Below are 22,172 nucleotides of genomic sequence, written 5' to 3'. Positions count from 1 at the left end.
GGCCATCACTTGGCCGTCAGGCGATCAAGCAGCAACAACTGGGAGGCCAGACGCTCTTCACCCTCGCCGGGACTGTTCTGGATATAGGACCCGTCCGCCTGCAATTCCCAGCTCTGGCAGTTGTCGGCCAGGTAGGTTTCCATATCCGCGCGCACCCGCTCGGCCAGTTCCTTGTCGTCCACCGGGAAGGCCACTTCCACCCGGTTCATCAGGTTGCGGACCATGGCGTCGGCGCTGGAGCAGTAAACCTCGGGTTTGCCGCCGTGGCCGAAGTAATAGACCCGGGTGTGTTCCAGGAAACGGCCGATGATCGAACGCACGTGGATGTTCTCCGACAGTCCCGGTACGCCCGGCCGCAGGCAGCAGATGCCGCGGATGATCAGCTCCACCCGTACGCCGGCCCGGGAGGCCCGGTACAGGGCGCGGATCACTTCCGGCTCGGTCAGGGCGTTGGTCTTCATGATGATATGACCGTGCTCGCCCATCAGTGCCTCGCGGTCGATCAGCTCGATCAGGCGTTTGTGCAGGGTAAACGGCGCATGGAACAGCTTCTTGATCTTCAGCGCCTTGCCCATGCCGGTGAGCTGCTGGAACAGCTTGTTGACGTCGTCACCCAGGGCGTCGTCCGCCGACAGCAGGCTGTAGTCGGTGTACAGGCGCGCGTTGCCGGCATGGTAGTTGCCGGTGCCCAGGTGCACGTAGCGTTTGAGCTTGCCGTCCTCCCGGCGCACGATCAGGATCATCTTGGCGTGGGTCTTGTAGCCCACCACGCCGTAGACCACGATGACACCGGCCTCCTGCAGGCGGCTGGCCAGCTCCAGGTTTTCCGCCTCGTCGAAGCGGGCCCGCAACTCGATCACGGCGGTGACTTCCTTGCCGCGCCGGGCGGCGTCCATCAGCGCCTCGACGATTTCCGAGTCCGCACCCGTGCGGTAGAGGGTCTGGCGGATCGCCAGCACCTGCGGATCCTTCGCCGCCTGGCGCAGGAAATCGATCACCGGCGTGAAGCTTTCATAGGGGTGCAGCAACAGGATCGGCTGCTGGCGGATGGCGTCGAAGATGATTTCCTTGTTGCGGATCTGGCGCGGCACCGCCGGCGAGAAACCGCTGTAGGTCAGATCGGGGCGGTCCACCAGGCTGCCCACGGCCATCAGCCGGGTCAGGTTCACCGGTCCGTGGACCCGATACAGCTCGCGTTCGGTCAGGCCGAATTGCTTGAGCAGGAAACCGGTCAGCTCTTCCGGACAGTTGTCCGCCACCTCCAGCCGCACGCCATCGCCAAAGCGGCGGCTCAGCAGTTCACCCCGCAGGGCCGAGGCCAGGTCCTCCAGGTCGTCTTCCAGCTCCAGGTCGGCGTTCCGGGTCAGGCGGAACTGGTAGCAGCCATCCACCTCCATCCCCGGGAACAGTTCGTCAGCGTGGGCGTGGATCATGGAGGACAGGAACACCAGGTTGTCGCCGCCGTCGCAGATATCGTCCGGCAGGCGCACCAGCCGCGGCAGGGAGCGCGGCGCCGGCACGATGGCCATGCCGGTTTCCCGGCCGAACGCGTCCTTGCCGTCCAGCTCGACGATGAAGTTCAGGCTCTTGTTGACCAGTCGCGGGAACGGATGCGAGGGATCCAGCCCGATGGGATTGACCACCGGCAGGATCTCGTCCTCGAAGTAGCGCGCCACCCACTCGGCCTGGGCTGGCGTCCAGTCGCGGCGACGGACGAAGTGGATGTTCTCCTGCTCCATCGCCGGTATCAGTACGTTGTTGAGGATGTCGTACTGCTCGTGGATGTAGTCGTGGGCCACCCGGGAAATCTCGTTGAGCAACTGCTCGGGCAGCAGGCCGTCGGGACCGACACTCTCGCGACCGTACTTCATCTGCTGGCGCAGACCCGCCACCCGGATCTCGAAGAACTCGTCCATGTTGCTGCTGAAGATGCAGCAGAAGATCAGCCGGTTGATCAGCGGATGGGTCTCGTCCATCGCCTGCTGCAGCACGCGGTAGTTGAACTGCAGGTGGCTCAGCTCCCGGTTGAAGTAATTCTCGCTGGCGTTCAGGTCCGGCAGCTGTTCGACCGGCAGGGCCGCTTCCGTGGTGGCTTCCGTTTCGGTGGTCATGGTGTTCGGTGTCCCGTTGGATCTGGTGTGTCGGCTCAACCGCTCCCTTTGAGCAGTTGCGCGGCGCGTTTGGCGAAATAGGTCAGGATGGCGTCGGCCCCGGCCCGGCGCAGGCACAGCAGGCTTTCCATCATCACGGTGTCGGCGTCCAGCCAGCCGTTCTGGGCGGCGGCCATGTGCATCGCGTACTCCCCACTGACCTGATAGACAAAGGTGGGCACTTTCAGTTCGTGCTTCACCCGGTAGACGATGTCCATGTACGGCATGCCCGGCTTGACCATCACCATGTCGGCGCCCTCGGCCAGGTCCACGGCGGTCTCATGCAGGGCCTCGTCGCTGTTGCCCGGGTCCATCTGGTAGGTCGCCTTGTTGCCCTTGCCCAGGTTGGCGGCGGAGCCCACCGCGTCCCGGAACGGGCCGTAGTAGCCGGAGGCGTACTTGGCGGAGTAGGCCAATACGCGGGTGTTGATGTGCCCGGCCTCTTCCAGTGCCTCGCGGATGGCGGCGACACGACCGTCCATCATGTCGGACGGGGCCACGATGTCGGCACCAGCATCGGCGTGGGACAGGGCCTGGCGCACCAGCGCTTCCACGGTCACGTCATTGAGCACATAGCCGTCGTCGTCAAGGATGCCATCCTGGCCGTGGGAGGTGAACGGATCCAGCGCCACGTCGGTGATCACGCCCAGCTCCGGGCAGGCTTCCTTCAGGGCGCGGGTGGCGCGCTGGGCGATGCCATGGCGATCCCAGGCACCGGAGCCGTCGAGATTCTTCAGTTCGGGGGGCGTCACCGGAAACAGGGCAATGGCGGGGATCCCCAACCCGACCAGTTCCCGGGCCTCTTCCACCAGCAGGTCGATGCTCAGGCGCTCGATGCCCGGCATGGAGGGAATGGCCTCGCGCTGGTTCTCGCCGTCCAGCACGAACACCGGATAGATCAGGTTGTCGACACTCAGTCGGTACTCGCGAACCATGCGGCGGGTGAAATCGTCTTTCCGGTTACGGCGCAGGCGGGTGGCGGGGTAAAGACGTTGGTTCGATGAAAACACAGCGAGACCTCCTGAATGCATGCTACGGCAGTGGGGAATTCCTCCGGACCTGATCCTGGAATACCATCGGGTCGTATCCCGCACTATTTCAACGCATTATAGCGAGCGTACCGGTGAAATGTGACCGTCTTAGGACAACCGGTCGCCACAGGCTACGGGAAAGTTCAGGAATCCGGATAGAATCGTGACAGTCTGACCTTAGCCTGACAGCAACTGCTGGTCTGTAGGTGGTGTCCACCTATCCGCGTCAATCACAAGGAACCCGAAGACATGCTCTCGTCCCGCAAGACCCTGCTGCTGGTCGCTATTGTCGCCCTGGTCGTCGCGTACTTTGCCTTCGATCTCGGCCGCTATCTCAGTCTGGACTACATCACCCACCAGCGCGATCTGCTGCAGGCTCAGGTTGCGTCCCATCCCTGGCTCAGCGGCCTGATCTTCTTCCTGACCTACATTGCCGTCACCGGCCTGTCGCTGCCCGGCGCCGCGGTGCTGACATTGCTCGGCGGCGCCCTGTTCGGTCTGGGGGCGGGCCTGGTGATCGTGTCCTTCGCCAGCTCCATCGGCGCCACCCTGGCGTTCCTGGCGTCCCGCGTGCTGTTCCGCGACACGGTCCAGCGCCGTTTCGGCGATTCCCTGCGGGCGGTCAACCGGGGCGTGGAGCGGGATGGCAGCTTCTACCTGTTCGGTCTGCGACTGGTGCCGGTTTTCCCGTTCTTCGTCATCAACCTGGTAATGGGGCTCACCCCCATGCCGGTGCGCCGTTTCTACTGGGTCAGCCAGTTGGGCATGCTGCCGGGGACGTTCGTCTACGTGAATGCCGGCACCCAGCTCGGCCAGGTGGACAGCCTGGGCGGTATCGTGTCACCGGGATTGATCGGCTCCTTCGCGTTACTGGCGATCTTTCCCCTGCTCGCCCGCAGCGTCATGAACGGCATCAAGCGCCGCCGGTCCCTCAAACCGTTCAGCAAACCGGCCACGTTCGACCGCAACCTGGTGGTCATCGGCGCCGGCTCGGCCGGGTTGGTGACCGCTTACATCGCCGCCGCCACCCGCGCCAGCGTCAGCCTGGTCGAGAAGCACCGCATGGGCGGCGACTGCCTCAATACCGGCTGCGTGCCCAGCAAGACCCTGATCCGCAGCGCCCGGGCCGCCCACGACGCCCGCGACGCGGCGCGTTTCGGCGTCCACACCGGCGAGGTCCGTGTGGACTTCAGGGCCGTCATGGAGCGGGTCCAGTCGGTGATCCGGACCATCGAGCCGCATGACTCAGTGGAACGCTACACCGAACTGGGTGTCGACTGTATCGAGGGTGAAGCCCGCATCGTCGATCCGTGGCGGGTGGAGGTGGACGGCCGCACGCTGACCACCCGCAACATCGTGATCGCCACCGGAGCGCGGCCGTTCGTCCCGCCCATCGAGGGTATCGAGACGGTCGGGTACTACACCTCCGACACCATCTGGCAGCTGCGCGAGGCGCCCCGGAAGCTGCTGGTCCTGGGCGGGGGCCCGATCGGCTGCGAACTGGCGCAGGCCTTTGTGCGACTGGGTGTTCCCGTGACCCAAGTGGACATGGCGCCGCGCATCCTGCCCCGGGAGGACGAGGATGCCGCCCGGATCGTGGCCGACAGCCTGCAGCGCGAGGGCGTCCAGTTGCATACCGGCACCCGGGCGGTGCGCTTCGAAAAGGACGGGGACATGTCGGTCCTGGTGTGTGAGCGGGACGGTGATACCCTGCGGCTCGACTTCGATGCCCTCCTCCTGGCCGTCGGCCGCCAGGCCAATACCGACAGCCTGGGGCTGGAGGCCCTGGGCATTGAGCGCAACCCCAACGGCACCGTCGCCGTGGACGAGACCCTGCAAACCCGTCTGCCGGGCATATACGCCTGCGGGGATGTGGCCGGGCCCTACCAGTTCACCCATGCCGCCGCGCACCAGGCCTGGTACGCCTCGGTGAACAGCCTGTTCGGCCGCTTCAAGACCTTCAGGGTGGATTACCGGGTCCTGCCCTGGACCACGTTTACCGACCCGGAAGTGGCCCGGGTGGGCCTGAACGAACAGGAAGCCCGGGAACAGGGCATCGCCGTGGAAGTCACCCGTTACGGCCTGGATGAACTGGACCGGGCCATCACCGAAGGCGCGGCGGAAGGCTTCGTGAAGGTGCTGACGCCGCCGGGCAAGGACCGGATCCTGGGCGCCACCATCGTTGGCCCGCAGGCGGGCGAGCTGGTCACCGAGTTCGTCACCGCCATGAAGCAGGGCATCGGCCTCAACAAAATCCTGGGAACGATCCACGTCTACCCCACCCTGTCCGAGGCCAACAAGTTCGCCGCCGGCAACTGGAAGAAGGCCCATGCGCCGGAAGGCGCCCTGCAGTGGCTGGCCCGTTTCCATCGCTTGCGGCGCGGCTCATGAGGGTAGTGTAAGGGCTACTGGATGGAATCCAGCGCCTGGACCCGAATCTGCTCCTGATCACTGAAGTACCGGTCCCGCAGACGCTGGACCGCATCCTTCTGTTCCGGTCCGGCCAGACCGGCGGCGTCCAGGCGGGCCAGATCGGCCCGGTAGTCGGACCAGCGCCGGTCCCAGTCGGCCTGGGCGGCTTCGACCCGGGCCAGGCGTTCCGCCACTTCGGCGCCGAAGGTGGTCTCCCTGAGCCGGTTGATCGCCGCCTGGTTGGCGTCCGGATCGGCCTGCAAGGCCCGCAGCTGTGTTTCGTAATCAATGAACTTCCGGCTCTCCTCCCTGGCCCGGCGCAGCGACTCCGGCAGTGCCGCTTCCGCGGCCTGCAGACGGGCTATGCGCTGGGCGTCGGTCAGGTCGTCCCGCGCCAGGATCTCGCGGCGGGCCGCCTGGTAGCGGTCGACGGCTTCCTCCCGGGCAAAGAAGGCATCCGCGGCCACCTCCCCCAGATACTTGCGGCGCAGGTCGCGAATGCTCGCCAGGGCGTTCTCGGCGGTGGCCATATCGGCCCCGGCGCCGGTACGCGCCTCCAGCTCGCCGACTGCCAGCTTGTAGTCCAGGTAGTCCCCCAGCAGTTGCCGCGCCTCACTGCGGGCCGGTTCGGGCAGGGCCTGCAACGCTTGCCGGATGCGTGCCACCAACTGATCTAGGGATTCTTCCCCGAGCGCCGCCAGATAGTATTCGAACAGGCCTCGCAGGTCCGGAGTGGGCAACAGATGACCCGCGTCATCCACCCGGTTCCAGTCGCCCGGCGGTCGTGTACCCTCCAGGGAGCCCGGCAGCGTGTCCGGCACGGCGGCAACCGGCGCCGTGCCGGCCTGTGCCGACCGCGAAGCGGCGCCCTCAGCGGGGGCCTGGCCGGAAGAGAATGAGGCGACCGGGCCCGGAGCCGGGGTCTGACCACCCGGGCGCAGGTTCAGCACAGTGATGCCGAAAACAGCTATAATGCCAACAAAAACAGGAAGATAACGTCGGTTGGAAGCCATAGTGCCATTCGAGTTGTTATGCCATCACGGAATGACGGCCATCATAACAACGGGTACGGCGCGGCAGCGTTGTACGGTGCACAGTTTGACGCATCCGGACACGAAATACCCCGCAGGACGGCTATCCTGCGGGGCAACGGGGACGTTCAGACCGTGCGGTTATTGAAACCGGGTTCCGCCCGCCGTGGCGCGTCCGAGCGCAGTGTTGTGTCCAGTTCGGTGATCTGGCCGCCTCTGCTCAGGAATTCATCAATGTCGGCCTGCAGTTTTGCCCGGATGCGGGCTCGACCGGCGACTGTATGCGTATCCTCGGCGTCAGAGTCCCAGGTACTGCTATTGCTTGAGCTTTCCAGATTGCTTTCGTCGAATTCACTCATGGCTTCACCTCCACCAGCGAAAACAAACCTGTGGTCCAGCATTTCAGCTCAGAAATCGGACCCGTCTCGGCCGCGGAAACCAGTGCCCTGTTCGGCGACTGCCGTGCCTTGCCGACTATATAATCCCGATTCATTGCAAACACCATTCACCACCAAGCCTTTTTTTGTAACTTTTTGTAAACGAAAAATCCGGACATAGCCCGATCTGGCTGGAGTGGCGCAGTGACGCGCCTGGCAGCGTTATCGGCAACGATTGACACAAAGAATGAATAGTGATTCACTTCTTGTGAGGAGACACCATGGCCTACCGTGAAACAGAAAAGATGCGCCTGCGGAAAGCCGAAGTGCGTGAACGCATTCTCGACTGCGCTTTGCAAAGCGTATCGGAGGGCGGTTTCCGTAACGCCCAGATCAACCAGGTGGCGGAAATGGCCGGGGTGGCCACCGGGACGGTGTATCGCCACTTCGAGTCCAAGACCGAACTGTTTGCGGAGGTTTTCCGCCGGGCGACCGAGCGCGAGGTGGATAAGGTCGCGGAGGCCCTGGCCGGCCCGGGCCATGCTGCCGAACGCCTGGAGCGCGCCCTGCGGCAGTTTGCCGAGCGGGCCCTGCACGGCCCGGTGATGGCCTGGTCACTGATTGCCGAGCCGGTCGATCCCCGGGTCGAGGGAGAGCGTCTCGAGTACCGCCGGGCGTATGCCGAGCACTTCGAACGCGCCATCGGCGAAGGTATTGAAGAAGGCTCGCTACCACCGCAGGACGCCCGCCTGAGCGCCACCTGCCTGGTCGGAGCCATTGCCGAGAGCCTCGTCGGTCCCCTGTCGCCGACACAGCGGACACCGACGTTGCCCGAGCAGCCCGCCACCCTGAGTGACGGGCAGATACAGACCCTGATCGAGCCGATCATCACGTTCTGCCTGCAGGGGGTGACCGGCCAACGGAGATAGAGCCATGAACGCACCCGATTCCTCTGCCCGACAGCACACCGACGCCCCGGAAGGCTACGACCGCTTCCTGGCGACCACGCACGAGGTCCGCAACCAGCCACCGGCGCTGGAGAACTACAGCCTGTTCGAGCAGGACCGGGCCCTGCAGGAGGGCATCGCACGTGAAGGAGCGGATTGGGCCCACAACGAGCTGGCCGCCTATGGCGCGCTCACCGGTCGTTCCGACATCATCGAGCTGGGCTTCCTGGCCAACGAGAACAAGCCGGTCTTCCACACCCATGACCGGTTCGGCCACCGCCAGGACCTGGTCAAGTTCCATCCGGCCTATCACCAGTTGATGGACATGGCCCTGACCCACGGCCTGCACAGCAGCCCCTGGACCGATCCCGGCCCCGGCGCCCACGTGGCCCGGGCGGCCAAGTACTACATGCACTCCCAGGTGGAAGCCGCCCACTGCTGCCCGGTGACCATGACCTTCGCCGCCATGCCGTCGATCAACAAACAGCCGGAGCTGGCGAAAACCTGGGCACCGAAGATCACCGCCCGCGCCTACGATCCGCGCAACATCCCGGCTGAGCAGAAGTCCGCCGTCACCATCGGCATGGCCATGACCGAGAAACAGGGCGGCTCGGATGTCCGCGCCAACAGCACCCGCGCCTTCCCGCTGGGCTCCGGCGGTCCCGGCGAGACCTACGAGCTGGTCGGCCACAAGTGGTTCGTGTCCGCTCCGATGTGCGATGCCTTCCTGGTCCTGGCGCAGGCGCCGGGCGGCCTGTCCTGTTTCCTGATGCCGCGCTGGCGCCCGGACGGCAGCAAGAACCCCTGGCAGATCCAGCGCCTGAAGAACAAGATGGGCAACGTCGCCAACGCCTCCAGCGAGGTCGAGCTGCGCGGCGCCCTGGCCTGGATGGTGGGCGAGGAAGGCCGTGGCGTGCCGACCATCATCGAGATGGTGGCCATGACCCGCTTCGACTGCATGATCGGCAGTTCCGCCGGCATGCGCCAGGCCGCCGCCCAGGCCCTGCATCACTGCCGCCACCGCGAGGCCTTCGGCGCGCGGCTCGACCAGCAGCCGCTGATGCAGAACGTGCTGGCCGACCTGGCGCTGGAGAGCGAAGCGGCCCTGGCCATGACCCTGCGCGTCGCCCGCGCCCTGGATAACCAGGACGACGAGCAGGAGCGCCTGTTCACCCGCCTCGCCACGCCGGTGGGCAAGTACTGGATCTGCAAACGCACGCCCAACCACGCCTACGAAGCCATGGAATGCATCGGCGGCAGCGGGGTGATGGAAGACTGCATCATGCCGCGCCTGCTGCGGGAATCGCCGGTCAACGCCATCTGGGAGGGCAGCGGCAACGTGCAATGCCTGGATACCCTGCGCGCCCTGCAGAAGTCGCCGGACAGCCTGGAGGCCTTCTTCGCCGAAGTGGCCCTGGCCAGGGGATCCGATGCCCGCTTCGACCGCTTCCTGGCCCAGTTGCAGAGCGATTTCGGCCGCACCGACGATACCCAGTTCCGCGCCCGTAACCTGGTGGACCGACTGGCGCTGGCGTTGCAGGGTTCGCTGCTGCTGCGTCACAGCACGCCGGCGGTGGCCGACGCGTTCTGCGCCGGCCGCCTGGAAAGCCACGGCGGGCTGAATATCGGCAACCTGCCCTCCGGCGTCGATGCCGCGGCTATTATCGAGCGGGCCACGCCTGTTGTAGACTGAGGGCTGGTGCCCCCAAGGGGTATGCCCCACACCGATGGCGGGTCGCCTGGCCCGCCCGGTTTCCAGCTGTAGCGGAGTCCCTATGTCCGAAGCCCTGCGCCGGTTGTTGGCCGAAACCAGCGACCACCCGGTGATCACGCCCCACCTGGGCGTCCTCACCCTGCACTTCCAGCTCTACGGTTGCGACGACATCAAGAGCAAACGCCGCACCTTTGCGCCCATGCGCGCGGTCTGGGGCAAGGAGCCGGACCTGGCCGTGGTGGAAACCGGCGATCTTGACGCCCTCGACCGCGCCACCTGGTCCATTGCCGCACTGGGCACCTCCACCCAGTTGATCCAGCAACGCCTCGACCAGGTGGAAAAGGCCATCGAGCAGCGCATCGACGCGCCGGTGCTCGATGTACAGCGGGAAATGCTCTGACACCCCCTGACGGCCCAGCGACAGGTCGCTTGCGTTGCGCCGGCCCATCCCGCAGTCTGGCGTCCTATGTGTCGTCGTCTTATACTACGCAGCCCCGTAGTGTCCGGCTCCTGTCGCGACACTTCCTTATCCAGGGACGCGAAAGCAGCCGTCCGGCGGCCCCGACGCTGTAATAATGAAACGGGCAACCCCCGAATCGCGATGTCTCCGCCGGCAGGAATCCGGCCGGAACCGCATCAACCACTGCAAGATGTGTGGCGCGTATGACCGGTAAGAAAAAAACGGCCCAGGCTTCACTGGAAGCCATGTACAGGGTCTTCACGGTGCCCGAGGCGCCGGATTCCACCCTGAGCCGGATCGACCAGGATATTTCCCGCAACCTGGCGGGGTTCCTGCAGGAACACATCGTCGCCATCGAGCGCGACCTGGGCGACGTGGTCAAGGACTTCAGCGAGTCCGCCGTCCCCGAAAAGCCGGTTTTCGTGTCCGAGCAGACCCAGTTCCTGCTCGACAAGCTGGTGGCCCATTCGGTGCACACCGCGTCCCCCAGCTTCATCGGCCATATGACCTCGGCGCTGCCCTATTTCATGCTGCCGCTGTCGAAGATCATGATCGCCCTCAACCAGAACCTGGTGAAAACCGAGACCTCCAAGGCCTTCACGCCCATGGAACGCCAGGTGCTGGGCATGATCCATCGACTCGTCTACAACGAGGACAGCGCCTACTACCGCAAGTGGATGCACGACCCGCGCTATGCCCTGGGCGCCATGTGTTCCGGCGGCACCATCGCCAACCTGACCGCCCTGTGGGTCGCCCGCAACCATGCGTTTCCGGCCGAAGGCAGCTTCCGCGGCATCCACCAGGAAGGGCTGTTCCGGGCGCTGCGTTACTACGGTCACGAAGGCGCCGCCGTGCTGGTGTCCAAGCGCGGGCACTACTCCCTGAGCAAGGCCGCCGACGTGCTCGGCCTGGGCCGCAGCTCGCTGATTTCGGTACCGACCGACGACGACAACCGCATCCAGACCGATGCCCTGCGCGAGAAGTGCCTGGAACTCCAGGCCCAGAAGGTCAGGATCCTGGCCATCTGCGGCATTGCCGGCACCACCGAGACCGGCAACGTGGACCCGCTCGAGGAAATGGCCGACATCGCCACCGAGTTCGGCGCCCACTTCCACGTGGACGCGGCCTGGGGCGGGCCGACGCTCTTCTCCCGCACCTACGGCCCGTTGCTGAAGGGGATCGAAAAGGCCGACTCGGTGACCTTCGACGCCCACAAGCAGCTCTATGTCCCCATGGGCGCCGGCCTGGTGGTGTTCCGCGATCCGGCCCTGGTCGGCGCCATCGAGCACCATGCCCAGTACATCATCCGCAAGGGCTCCCGGGATTTGGGCAGTACCACGCTGGAAGGGTCGCGCCCGGGGATGGCGATGCTGATCCAGTCCGGCCTCAAGATCCTGGCCCGGGAAGGTTATGAACTGCTGATCGACCAGGGCATCGAGAAAGCCAAGCGCTTTGCCGAAATGATCGAGGAGCGGCCGGATTTCGAGCTGGTCACCCGGCCGGAGCTCAACATCCTCACCTACCGCTATTGCCCGGCCGAGACCCAGGCAGCCCTCGCCCGCGCCGACACCCTGCAGTCCGAGCGCATCAACGCCTCGCTCAACCGCATCACCAAGTTCCTGCAGAAGACCCAGCGGGAACACGGCAAGGCCTTCGTCTCGCGGACCCGGCTGGAACCGGCCCGCCACCACCGCTACCCCTGCGTGGTGTTCCGGGTGGTGCTGGCCAATCCGCTGACCACCCAGGAAATCCTGCGCGACATCCTCGACGAGCAGGCCGAGCTCGCCGGTCACGAGGAGGCGCGGGATGAGATGGAAGTCCTGCACAACCTGACCCGGGCGGTACTCGACGCGCCCCGGGCCAACCGGGCTTAAACCGGCCATCACCCATCCGCCAGACCACCCTGTCACTGTGGCTATGGTCCCCATCGGCCGCAGCGTTATACTCGTGGGATAAGAAAAAGCCCGAACGGCTTGATAAGAACGCCCAAGGAGATCCCATGCGCAAGACAGCGGACCAGTGGTTTGACGAGTATGGCGAGAGCCATCGCAACCCCACCAACAAGGCGATCCACTGGGTCGCCGTGCCGGTGATCTTCACCACCATCATCGGCCTGCTCTGGTCGATCCCGACACCGGCCGCCTTCGACAGCGTGCCCTACCTGAACTGGGGCACCCTGGCCCTGGTGGTGACGACACTCTGGTACATTCGCCTGTCGCCCGCCCTGGGTGTCGGCATGGCGCTGTTCAGCGTACTGATGGCGCTGGTGATTGCCGGTTTCGAACACACCGGTCTGATGCCGGTGTGGGCGGCCTCAATCATCCTGTTTGTGGTCAGTTGGGTCTTCCAGTTCATCGGCCATCACATCGAAGGCAAGAAACCGTCTTTTTTCAAGGATATCCAGTTCCTGCTGATCGGACCAGCCTGGTTGATGGGGTTTATCTACCGGAGTCTGGGCATCCGGTATTGAGAGGGTGTTGCAAAAGCGATGCTAGCCACAACCCACGCCCTGGCGGCCGCGGACGGCCCTCTCGTGTGACGGAAGCGAGGGCATCCGGCCGCTTCTGGCACCACGCCACCAGTCTCCAGAACACTGCCCAAACAGAAACGGCGCCGAATGGGCGCCGTTATGCTTCAAAAAGATCCTATCTTCAATAAAGAGCCGCCTCGTCGTCCAGCACATCCCGCAGGATATCCAGGAACATCCGGTCCGCTTCACTCCAGTTCTCCGGAATCCGCACCGTGGTGTTGGCGCTGATCTCTTCGGCGATCTTCCGGTTGGCATCGGGATCGTCCTTGTAACGCCGGGCGATCTCCACACACTTGACCGCCACGGTCGGATCACTCAGGACCTTCTTGATGAAGACCCGCAATTCCTCAATCATGCGTGCCTGACGGCTTTCGGATGCAGTGCTCATAAACAACTCCAGATCCTGTCAACGCCCGCAAAGCGGGATCCTGCCACACTAAATAACCCGCGCTATCACGGCAAGCGCGAATCGCGCCGGCCGTTTCTTACAGCTTAGCCCACCATGATGCCACGAACCGTGAAAAACAGAACTGCCGCCATGGCCGCCGAGGCTGGCACGGTGATGATCCAGGCCGCCGCGATGCGTACCAGTTGGGAGCGCTTGACCAGCTCCTCCTGGTAGATTTTCTTCAGACGCTTGCGTTCCTTCTTGGACAGCGGCACTTCCGACTTGTTCTTCTTGGCGCCCTTGAGCATCACCGCCATTTCTTCGACCGTCGCCTCCCGGAAACGGGACAGGAAACCTTCCAGGCGCTCCCGATCCTCGGGATCGTGGTTCTCGATGATCGTATGCAGCTGGCTGGCGTAGCTGCGCTTGAGATACTCCCTCAGGAAGCCCACGCCGAACACCCCACCCAGGGCAATGTGGGTGGAACTGACCGGCAGCCCCAGCTGGGAAGCGATAATCACCGTGATGGCCGCCGAAAGGGCAATACAGAAGGCGCGGGTCTTATCCAGCTCGGTGATCTCGCTGCCGACGGTCTTGATCAGGCGTGGTCCGAACAGTGTCAGCCCCAGCGCCAGACCAATGGCACCCACCATCATGACCCACAGTGGAATGCTGGCCGCCGTCGCCACGGCACCGTGGGCCAGTGCCTCGTTGATCGCCGCCAGCGGACCGATGGCGTTGGCTACATCGTTGGCCCCGTGGGCAAAGCTCAGCAACGCCGCCGCAAAGATCAGCGGCCAGGTAAACAGGTTGTTCACCCCTTCCTCACCGTTGGTCATAGTCGCCGCCCGACGGCGAATCAACAGCCGCATGAGCACGAACACCACGGCCGCGAAGCCCAGACCGACCAGGGCCGCCTCCAGGAAATCCACCTTGATGATGTGCTTGACGCCCTTGAGCATCAGGTAGGTGCCGAAGGCCCAGGCCATGACCGACACCACCCAGGGCACCATCCTGCGGGCCGCGGCCACCATGTTCGACTGGTACAGCACCGTTTGCTTGATCACGTACAGGAAAAACGCGGCAATCAACCCGCCGAGTACCGGGGAAATCACCCAACTGGCCACGATGGCGCCCATCACGCCCCAGTTGGCAACACCCCAGCCACCAGCGGCAATCCCGGCACCGAGCACCCCGCCGACAATGGAATGGGTGGTGGACACCGGCGCCCCCATCCAGGTCGCCAGGTTCAGCCACAGGGCACCGGCCAGCAGGGCGGCCGTCATCAGCCAGACGAACGTCTGGACATCGGTGAAACTGGCCGGGCTGATGATGCCTTTCTTGATCGTGGAGACCACGTCTCCGCCGGCAATCAGGGAACCGCTGGCCTCGAAAATCGCCGCCAGCAGGATCGCCCCGCCCAGCGACAAGGCACCGGATCCAACCGCCGGCCCGACGTTGTTGGCCACGTCGTTGGCACCGATATTGAGGGCCATGTAGCCACCGATCACAGCGGCAGCCATCAACAGGCTATTACCCGGCATTCCTTCGCCGATCTGGCCCACGAAGAGCCACACAATCATCAGGAAGAACAGGCTGATGCCGAGGCGGAAGCGCTCGGTCTGCTTACTGGTCAGGGCGCTGTCCATGAAAGACACGTTCTGGGGCATGCGGAATCACCATTAAGACAATGTCAGGTGGCGCCACTATAGGGAGTTCGTCGCAGAAATGAAATATCCGGGCATTACCGCGGTAACAAACACCGGGTCGCCGTCCGGATTCCACCGGCCCCGTGACCGAGACCATGTGCCGGTGAAGTCAGCCATTGCAACGCTGTTCACTTTTCGACCGACACATTCCCGATAAAGTAGGTGCGCGCTCCCCGGCAGGCGCAGCGGTCGGCAGATTTTACAATTCATGACCGGAAAGATCGTGAACCTACTGTTTATCGGACTGTTTCTTGGCGCACAATCGATGAATAAGGCGTCATTTTATTATCAAACCCGGATTGCTCGTCGCCGTCTTCACAGACATCAACAATAAAACAGAGACGCAATGAATCGACGCAAGCACCTGAACTTCAATGCCAATGAGGAAGTCAGTGTCTCCCGTGTCCTGACCGGGCTATCGTTGGCAGCCCTGATCTGCCTGGCGGGCATCAGCATTAAGTCCTGGCAATCGGGCCACCATCGCCACGCCATTGTCCTGGGCCTGTTTTTCGGTCTGGTGGTGGTCAACCTGGTCAGTTACTGGATCACCCGCAACCGGGCCCGGAACAAGACCGGGATGCTGTTCATCGTGGGCGGCCTGTTCGTCTACCTGGTGGCCTCCGGCGGCGAGAGCAACACCGGACCGCTGTGGCTGTATGTCTTCCCGCCACTGGTGTTCTACCTGACCAGCCTGCGGATCGGTACCATCCTGCTCGCGGCCTGCCTGGCCTTTACCCTGCTGGTGTTCCAGTTTCCCCAGCTCCCGTTCGTGCTGGCGCACTACGAGACAAACTTCCAACTGCGCTTCTTCACCACCATGCTGTTCGAGTCGGTGTTCTGCTTCGTGCTGGAAACCAGTCGCCTGAACGCCCGCAACGAGCTGATGCGCCTGGCCGCCAGCCATGAGCAGGCCGCCCGGACCGATGCCCTGACCGGCCTGCCCAACCGGCGTGACATGCAACTGCAGCTGGCCAACGAGTTTTCCCGGTACCAGCGCTCGGGCCACCACTTTTCCGTGGTGCTGATCGATCTCGACCACTTCAAGCAGATCAACGACACCTACGGCCATGATGTCGGCGACCTGGTCCTCCAGGCCTTTGCCGAGCTGATGCAGAACATCTGCCGCCAGAGCGACCGGCCCTGCCGCTGGGGCGGTGAAGAATTCCTGATCCTGCTGCCGGACACCTCCCTGCTGCAGGCACTGACCCTGAGCGAGCGGCTGCGCTACGAGGTGGAACAGCACGGTTTTATCCATAAATCCCAGCGTCTGCCGGTCAGCATCAGCGCCGGCGTCTGCTCGATCAGCCAGAGCGACTCGATCGATCACCTGCTGCGCCAGGCCGACAAGAACCTCTACGACGCCAAGGAATCCGGTCGCAATCGCATCTCGCCCCGGGTCCGCACCCCCTCGACCCGCTCTCCGGCCTCGTCTTGAGCCGGCCCGGGGCAGCCGCTACCATGGCGCCCCCAGTCCGTAATACGAGGCAACCCACCCATGGCCCAGATCCGTATCCTGGTCGGCAGTGTTTTCGGCGGCGCCCTGACGACCGCGTGCGCCATTCGCGACGATCTCAATACCGCGGGACACCAGGTCACCGTACTGGAACAGCCGACCCTGGATGACCTGACCGGCAACGACGACGCCCTGCTGGTCTGCACCTCCACCACGGGCCAGGGGGAAGTGCCGGCCTCACTGCTGCCGTTCTACGCCCACCTGCGCGATACCCTGCCGATGCAGACCGGCCGGCCGTTTGGGGTTATCGTGCTGGGCGACAGCTCCTACGGCGACACCTTCTGCGGTGCCGGCGAACTGATGGAGGAAGCCCTCTACGAAGTCGCCTGCCGCAAGGTGGGGGAAACGTTGCGCATCGACGCCCTGGAAACGACCGAACCGGAAGCCGAAGCGCTGCCCTGGGCCCGGGAATGGGCCCGGCAGATCGACCGGATCTGAGACCGGCTTCCCAGACCGCAAGACCAACCACGGTCGATGACTGAACACAACGTCATTTCACTTGAGACGATCTGTAAACCTGATCATACTGATCGGCATGGAGAGCAGCACCCAGACACCCTGCTCACCCTTGAAGCGTCAGGACGAACGCGTTAGCTGAGGCCTATACGGGGCCCGGGTAGACCGTCACAGCGGTTTATTCCCAGCACAACAACCACAACAAAGATCCAGACCCGTGCTTCGAACCGTTCTGTTATTTGCCCTTCTGGGCGTTGCGATTATCGTTGTGCCCGATGCACGTGCAGGCCTTGTCCATGATGGCCATGTCGAGCCTGCCATCGACTACATCCTGTTCCCGGATGATGCGCCCGGCATCCGCGACCCGGTCCAGGTCGACCGTCTCGGTCAGTGGCAGTCGCTGGCTGGCGGGGAGACGCCCAACTTTGGCTATATCCAGGACGTCGCCTGGTTCCGCTTCCAGGTGCCCACACCTGCCGGGGCACCGCACCAGATCCTTGAAATCAGTTATCCCCAACTGGACTCGGTTCACATCTACCTGATGCGTGACGGGAAACAGGTGGGCGAGATGGAAACCGGCGACAGGCTGCCGATGTCGAGTCGCCAACTGCGACACCCACACTTCCTGTATCACTACACCGTCGACCCGGGCCACGAATACCGGTTCCTGATCCGGGTCCAGACCAATGGCGCGCTGCAGGTGCCGATATCCATCTGGCAGCGCGACGCCTTCTTCAACCACATCTCGGAAGTCGACCAGGCCCATGCCATTTACTACGGCATCCTGATCACCGTCATCTTCTTCAACCTGTTCGTCTTCCTGGCCATGCGCGAGGCCACCTACCTGTACTACGCGCTGTCGACCTTCGGCTACCTGTTCCTGCTGTCGTCCCTGCGCGGCGCCACCTACCCCGTGCTGTGGCCCGACAACCCCTGGCTGCAGAACCAGTCGATGATGATGTCGGTGCCCATCGCCGTGTTGTTCTCGCTGCTGTTCGCCCGCTCCTTCCTGGAGCTGCGCCGTCGCAGTCCGCGGCTGGACCGCGTGGTGCGCGCCGGCATGATCATCAACCTGCTGGCGATCCTGGGCAGCTTCCTGCTGGAATACAATATCTCCATGCGCCTGTCGGTAGCACTGGCGATTCCCAGTTGCCTGCTGCTGACCTTTATCGGACCGCTGGAATGGTTCCGCGGCAACCGGCCGGCCAAGCTCTATACCATTGCCTGGGGCCTGCTGACCCTTGGCAGCGCCATGACCGCCGCCAACAAATACGGCTGGATACCGACCAACTTCGTCACTGAATTCGGCATGGAGATTGGCTCGGCGCTGGAAGCGCTGTTGCTGACCATCGCCCTGGCCGCGCGGCTCTACCAGGAGCGGGAAGACAAGGTGAACGCCCGCGAGTCCCAGTTGCGGGCCCTCGCGGCCCGACGCAAGGCCGAACTGCGCATGATGGAGCAGGCCCTGCACAATCCGCTCACCGGCCTGCCCAACCGCAGTTCCTTCGAGCTCCAGCTCCAGGACCTGCTGGCCCGGGAAAGCAGCAAGCGGCATGCCGTGGGCATCGTCCGGATCAACAACCTCGATACCATCACCCGCACCCTGGGCCACCAGAATGCCGACCGGGTTATGGAACTGGCGGCACGGCGCTTCAACGGTATCTTCCGGGATCTGCCCGGCGTGCATCCGACCGAACTGGGGGAAAGCCGCTGCTTCCATGCCGCCTCGCTGGAGTCCGCCGCGTTCGGTTTTATCGTCGATGCCGACGAGGCCAGGCGCCAGCCACGCCGGATCATCGAATGCCTGGAAGCCATCCGCACTCCGATCGACTACCTGGGCATGCAGTTACCGCTGGAACCCCTGGCCGGCGTGGCCGTCTATCCGGACCACGGCACCGATACCAACACGCTGATCCGTAAAGCCTACGTCGCCCAGGAAAGCGACATTGCCCGGGACCGGGGGCTGGCGTACTACCACCCCGAACAGGATTCCTACAGCGCCGACCGCCTCACCCTGGCGTCCAGCCTGCGGGACGCCCTGCGCAAGGACGAGCTGGCCCTGTTCTTCCAGCCCAAGCAGTCGCTGGTGGACGAGCGCATCGTCGGGGTCGAGGCGCTGATCCGCTGGCCCGGCCGCAAGACCCCCACGCCGGCGGACCAGATCATTGCCGTGGCGGAACAGACCGGCCTGATCAAGCCGCTGACCCGCTGGGTCCTGGAAAAGGCCATGGTCGCCCGCAGCGAACTGGTGGCCGCGGGCTACCCGCAGCTGAGCGTGTCGGTCAACATCTCGCCCAACAACCTACGGGAGCAGGAATTCCCGCTGTTCGTCCAGCGCCTGATGAGCAGCCATCCCCAGCATACCGGCAAGATCATCCTGGAAGTGACCGAAACCTCGATGATGCTGGATCCGGCCAACTCCCTCCGTGCCCTGCGGTCCCTCGATTACACGGGGATTCCGCTGTCCATCGATGACTTCGGTTCGGGCTACTCATCCCTGTCCTACATCAAGCGGTTACCGGCCCGGGAAATCAAGATCGACCGCTCCCTGATCACCGACCTGACGTTACAGGCCGAGGACCGGGTGATTGTGCAGACCACCATCAACATGTGCCACGACCTGGGCTACAAGGTGGTGGCCGAAGGGGTGGAGGATGCGGAGACCGCCGAGCTGCTGGCCGGCATGGACTGCGACATGATCCAGGGTTTCCACCTGGCATCGCCCCAGCCGATGGAAGCGTTGTTGAAGTGGCTGTCCCGCCAGGGCGACCGGGAACAGCGGCGGGCCTGACTGACGCCTGGCCCGCGTCAGGCCTGGGCTCTACTTCTTGTCCCGGCGCCGGCGGATCAGCGCTTCCTGGGCGGTGGACGCCACCATTACACCGTCCCGGTTGAAGATGTTGCCACGGTTGAAGCCGCGCCCGCCCGAGGCGCTGGGGCTGTCGGTGTCGTACAGCAGCCAGTCGTCGATGCGGAAATCCCGGTGGAACCAGATGGCGTGATCCAGGCTGGCCACCTGCATGCCACGATTCATGAAGTTGACCCCATGGGGATTGAGAGAGGTCCCCAGCAGACCAAAATCCGAAGAATAGGCCAGCAGGCACCGATGCAGCACGGGGTCGTCCGGCAGATCGCCCTGGGCGCGGAACCAGGCCTGCTTGTGTGGTGGCCGCGGCTCTGGCTTGAGCGGGTTGACCGGCGCCACCGGGCGGATCTCGATGGGCCGTTCCCGGGTCAGCTTGTCCCTCAGGTGTTCGGGAATATACTGCTTCATCATCAGGGACAGAGTGTGCTCTGATTTGAGCGTATCGAAACCCGGTGCATAGGGCATGGTGTCCTGGTGATCGAAACCGTCCTCTTCCACCTGGAAGGACATGGAGCCGGTGAGGATTTCCTTGCCGGCCTGGCGGGCGATCACCCGGCGAACGGAGAAGGTGCCGCCATCGCGCACCCGCTGGACCTCGTAATCGATAGGCAACTCAGGATGACCCGGACGCAGGAAATAGGCATGCAGCGAGTGCGCCGCCCGATCCTCAATCGTACGACTGGCCGCCATCAGGGCCTGGCCGAGCACCTGGCCTCCAAAGACGGCGGGAAACCCCAGGTCCTCACTTTCGCCCTGGAAGTGGTCATCACCGATGGGGGCCAGATCCAGCAATTCGACCAGTTTACGCGTGACATCCAGCATGCCTGCTCCTGTTGATTCTTTAACTCGAAAGGCGCTTTTTCTACCTCAGCGGTCCCGCCAACGCAATGGTCTGCGGCGCCGGCGCGGCGGAAACGCCCTTTTCGGCCGTTGGCCTGGACACAGTTTAAAGCAGTTTGGATCGGGGATCGCGTTTATGGGTGTCTGCCTGGCCTGCCCGGCCGACACGCTCGACTGGCATTACCACCAGGACGGTATCCAGCCACCGGTGATCCAGCCGGTTTCGCCGGACCAGGCCGATAGCGGCAGCCAGACGGACAGTCTGCCTCCGCTGCTAGCCTCCCCCCAATACGCCGATGACTCCCGGGGCTGGTCGCTCATAAGCCCCCAGGTTACGACCGGGCGGCCGGACGCCTTCGTCGATCGGCGGGAAGCGGTGCGGATCAACCAGCAGGCGCAGGACCAGTCCCGACTCAACAGTGCCCACGAACCCGTCCTGATGGACAGTTTACCCGAGGCGCTGAGGGGACTGGATTATCGGCTGGAAATGGGGCTGCGCTATCGCTGGTAATCCGGGCGGCGCCGGCCGACGCCGCCCGGCATTCGGACCCACTACGAGTGGATCGGCGGCACCTGTTTGGCCAGGGCCTGCTTCTCCAGCGCGTAGTCGCCGGTCACGGCAAAACCCAGGATATTGCCTTCGGCGTCCTTGAACAGGGCGCGGACATTGTTACCGTCCTGCTCGACTTCCCACTCACCCTCGGCTTCCGGCGCCGGCGGGCAGACCGCCGTGGGGCAGCAGGGCGTTTTGACCATCACCGGCATCACGCCGTAGGCCACATCCGTGGGGGTTCCGGTGAGGGTCTTGGCCAGGGCCCGGGAACAGGCCATCAGCGGCAGTACGTAGAGCAGGACGTGGCCGTCCACCTCGGCGCAGTCGCCCAGCGCGTAGATGTTGTCGGCACTGGTCTGCAACTGGCGATTGACCTGGATGCCCCGGCCGACCGCCAGCCCGGCGGCCTCCGCCAGTTCCACCCGCGGCCGCAGGCCGACCGCCGAAATGACCCGGTCGGCGTCCACCGTCTCGCCATTGGCCAGGGTCAGCCGCACGCCATCGCCCTGGTGCGCAATGTGTTCCACCACGGTTTCCAGATGGAACCGCACACCCTCGCCTTTCAGCGCGTTGACCACGGCATGGCCCGCCACCGGTGGTACCAGCCCCGGCATGGCGGTATCGGACGGTGCTATCACGTCCACTTCGTAGCCGCCGTTGCGCAGGTCGTTGGCAAATTCGCAGCCGATCAGGCCGGCGCCCATGATCGCCACCCGCGACTGGCCCTGCAGCGTGCCACGGAAGGCGCGGTAATCCATCAGGTCATTGATGGAATAGACAAACTCCTGGCCGTCACCCTCCAGCGGGATACGGATCACGTCGGCTCCCCAGGCCAGCACCAGCTTGCTGTAGGGCAGTCGCTCGTCACCGATGAGTACGCACTGGTTATCAGGGTCGATGCCGGTCACGGTGGTGTGGGTGCGCAACTCGATGTTGAGCTGCTCGGTCATGCCCGCCGCGTCGGACTGGGCCAGTTCGTCCGCCGTCTTGCCCTTGGTGAATCCGGTGGAGAGCATGGGTTTGGAATAGCTGTGGCCATCGTCGGCGGTGATCATCAGGACGGGGACTTCCTTATCCTGCTTGCGGATCTCACGGGCCAGCGAATAACCGGACAGGCCGGTACCGATAATGACGATGGGGGCATTCTCACTCATGCCACGGCTCTCCTTTGATTGATGGGGGGACGGCACGGCGC

The 22,172-nt window shown here is 64.1% G+C and carries 18 protein-coding genes; 10 read left to right on the top strand and 8 right to left on the bottom strand.

The window, feature by feature from the left end:
* Positions 1–5: 5 nt before the first annotated feature.
* Positions 6–2,111, bottom strand: a complete 2,106-nt coding sequence (gene ppk1, locus EZI54_RS02835; protein ID WP_131478828.1) for a polyphosphate kinase 1 — start codon at positions 2,109–2,111, stop codon at positions 6–8.
* Between the two features lie 35 nt (positions 2,112–2,146).
* Positions 2,147–3,160 carry a porphobilinogen synthase gene (gene hemB, locus EZI54_RS02830; RefSeq protein WP_278248697.1) on the bottom strand — a complete coding sequence of 338 codons (1,014 nt, stop codon included), beginning with the start codon at positions 3,158–3,160 and terminating at the stop codon, positions 2,147–2,149.
* A 270-nt stretch (positions 3,161–3,430) separates the two neighbouring features.
* Between hemB and EZI54_RS02825 the strand changes: the two genes are divergently transcribed.
* A complete protein-coding gene (locus EZI54_RS02825) occupies positions 3,431–5,572 on the top strand; it encodes an FAD-dependent oxidoreductase (RefSeq protein ID WP_131478824.1) in 2,142 nt (713 codons plus the stop codon).
* A 14-nt stretch (positions 5,573–5,586) separates the two neighbouring features.
* On the opposite strand, the gene EZI54_RS02820 is transcribed toward EZI54_RS02825, so the two are convergent.
* Together EZI54_RS02820 and EZI54_RS02815 are read right to left on the bottom strand one after the other, a co-directional pair.
* Positions 5,587–6,543, bottom strand: coding sequence for a lipase secretion chaperone (locus EZI54_RS02820; RefSeq protein WP_165495656.1), 957 nt, complete (start codon positions 6,541–6,543; stop codon positions 5,587–5,589).
* Between the two features lie 209 nt (positions 6,544–6,752).
* Positions 6,753–6,983, bottom strand: coding sequence for a hypothetical protein (locus EZI54_RS02815; RefSeq protein WP_131478821.1), 231 nt, complete (start codon positions 6,981–6,983; stop codon positions 6,753–6,755).
* A 299-nt stretch (positions 6,984–7,282) separates the two neighbouring features.
* Here EZI54_RS02815 and EZI54_RS02810 point away from each other — a divergent pair, with 299 nt between their 5' ends.
* The 5 genes from EZI54_RS02810 (at position 7,283) to EZI54_RS02790 (ending at position 12,592) form a co-directional block, all read left to right on the top strand.
* On the top strand, positions 7,283–7,930 hold the full coding sequence (locus EZI54_RS02810; protein ID WP_131478819.1) for a TetR/AcrR family transcriptional regulator: 648 nt from the start codon (positions 7,283–7,285) through the stop codon (positions 7,928–7,930).
* Positions 7,931–7,934: 4 nt separating this feature from the next.
* A complete protein-coding gene (locus EZI54_RS02805; RefSeq protein ID WP_131478817.1) occupies positions 7,935–9,641 on the top strand; it encodes an isovaleryl-CoA dehydrogenase in 1,707 nt (568 codons plus the stop codon).
* 82 nt (positions 9,642–9,723) lie between these two features.
* A complete protein-coding gene (locus tag EZI54_RS02800) occupies positions 9,724–10,062 on the top strand; it encodes a DUF503 domain-containing protein (RefSeq protein ID WP_131478815.1) in 339 nt (112 codons plus the stop codon).
* A gap of 263 nt (positions 10,063–10,325) precedes the next feature.
* Positions 10,326–11,996, top strand: coding sequence for a pyridoxal-dependent aspartate 1-decarboxylase PanP (panP, locus tag EZI54_RS02795; protein ID WP_131478813.1), 1,671 nt, complete (start codon positions 10,326–10,328; stop codon positions 11,994–11,996).
* A gap of 125 nt (positions 11,997–12,121) precedes the next feature.
* Positions 12,122–12,592 carry an Mpo1 family 2-hydroxy fatty acid dioxygenase gene (locus EZI54_RS02790; RefSeq protein WP_131478811.1) on the top strand — a complete coding sequence of 157 codons (471 nt, stop codon included), beginning with the start codon at positions 12,122–12,124 and terminating at the stop codon, positions 12,590–12,592.
* Positions 12,593–12,773: 181 nt separating this feature from the next.
* Here EZI54_RS02790 and EZI54_RS02785 read toward each other — a convergent pair whose 3' ends face one another.
* Together EZI54_RS02785 and EZI54_RS02780 are read right to left on the bottom strand one after the other, a co-directional pair.
* Positions 12,774–13,040 carry a hypothetical protein gene (locus tag EZI54_RS02785; RefSeq protein WP_131478809.1) on the bottom strand — a complete coding sequence of 89 codons (267 nt, stop codon included), beginning with the start codon at positions 13,038–13,040 and terminating at the stop codon, positions 12,774–12,776.
* 104 nt (positions 13,041–13,144) lie between these two features.
* Complete coding sequence (locus tag EZI54_RS02780) at positions 13,145–14,710, bottom strand: inorganic phosphate transporter (RefSeq protein ID WP_131478807.1); 1,566 nt, start codon at positions 14,708–14,710, stop codon at positions 13,145–13,147.
* Positions 14,711–15,095: 385 nt separating this feature from the next.
* Here EZI54_RS02780 and EZI54_RS02775 point away from each other — a divergent pair, with 385 nt between their 5' ends.
* The 3 genes from EZI54_RS02775 (at position 15,096) to EZI54_RS02765 (ending at position 19,509) form a co-directional block, all read left to right on the top strand.
* Positions 15,096–16,184, top strand: coding sequence for a GGDEF domain-containing protein (locus EZI54_RS02775; protein ID WP_131478805.1), 1,089 nt, complete (start codon positions 15,096–15,098; stop codon positions 16,182–16,184).
* Between the two features lie 60 nt (positions 16,185–16,244).
* The gene (locus EZI54_RS02770) at positions 16,245–16,700 is read left to right on the top strand and encodes a flavodoxin (RefSeq protein ID WP_131478803.1); all 456 of its coding nucleotides are present in this window, start codon (positions 16,245–16,247) and stop codon (positions 16,698–16,700) included.
* 235 nt (positions 16,701–16,935) lie between these two features.
* The gene (locus tag EZI54_RS02765) at positions 16,936–19,509 is read left to right on the top strand and encodes an EAL domain-containing protein (RefSeq protein ID WP_131478801.1); all 2,574 of its coding nucleotides are present in this window, start codon (positions 16,936–16,938) and stop codon (positions 19,507–19,509) included.
* A 30-nt stretch (positions 19,510–19,539) separates the two neighbouring features.
* Here the strand turns inward: EZI54_RS02765 and tesB are convergent, their stop codons facing one another.
* Complete coding sequence (gene tesB, locus EZI54_RS02760; protein ID WP_131478799.1) at positions 19,540–20,406, bottom strand: acyl-CoA thioesterase II; 867 nt, start codon at positions 20,404–20,406, stop codon at positions 19,540–19,542.
* Positions 20,407–20,560: 154 nt separating this feature from the next.
* Between tesB and EZI54_RS02755 the strand changes: the two genes are divergently transcribed.
* Positions 20,561–20,935, top strand: a complete 375-nt coding sequence (locus EZI54_RS02755; protein ID WP_131478797.1) for a hypothetical protein — start codon at positions 20,561–20,563, stop codon at positions 20,933–20,935.
* A gap of 41 nt (positions 20,936–20,976) precedes the next feature.
* Here EZI54_RS02755 and EZI54_RS02750 read toward each other — a convergent pair whose 3' ends face one another.
* A complete protein-coding gene (locus tag EZI54_RS02750) occupies positions 20,977–22,131 on the bottom strand; it encodes an FAD-dependent oxidoreductase (protein WP_131478795.1) in 1,155 nt (384 codons plus the stop codon).
* Positions 22,132–22,172 lie beyond the last annotated feature (41 nt).

The sequence above is a fragment of the Marinobacter halodurans genome (genome assembly GCF_004327985.1).
GTDB lineage: Bacteria > Pseudomonadota > Gammaproteobacteria > Pseudomonadales > Oleiphilaceae > Marinobacter_A > Marinobacter_A halodurans.
This window is presented reverse-complemented; position numbering and strand designations above follow the sequence as displayed.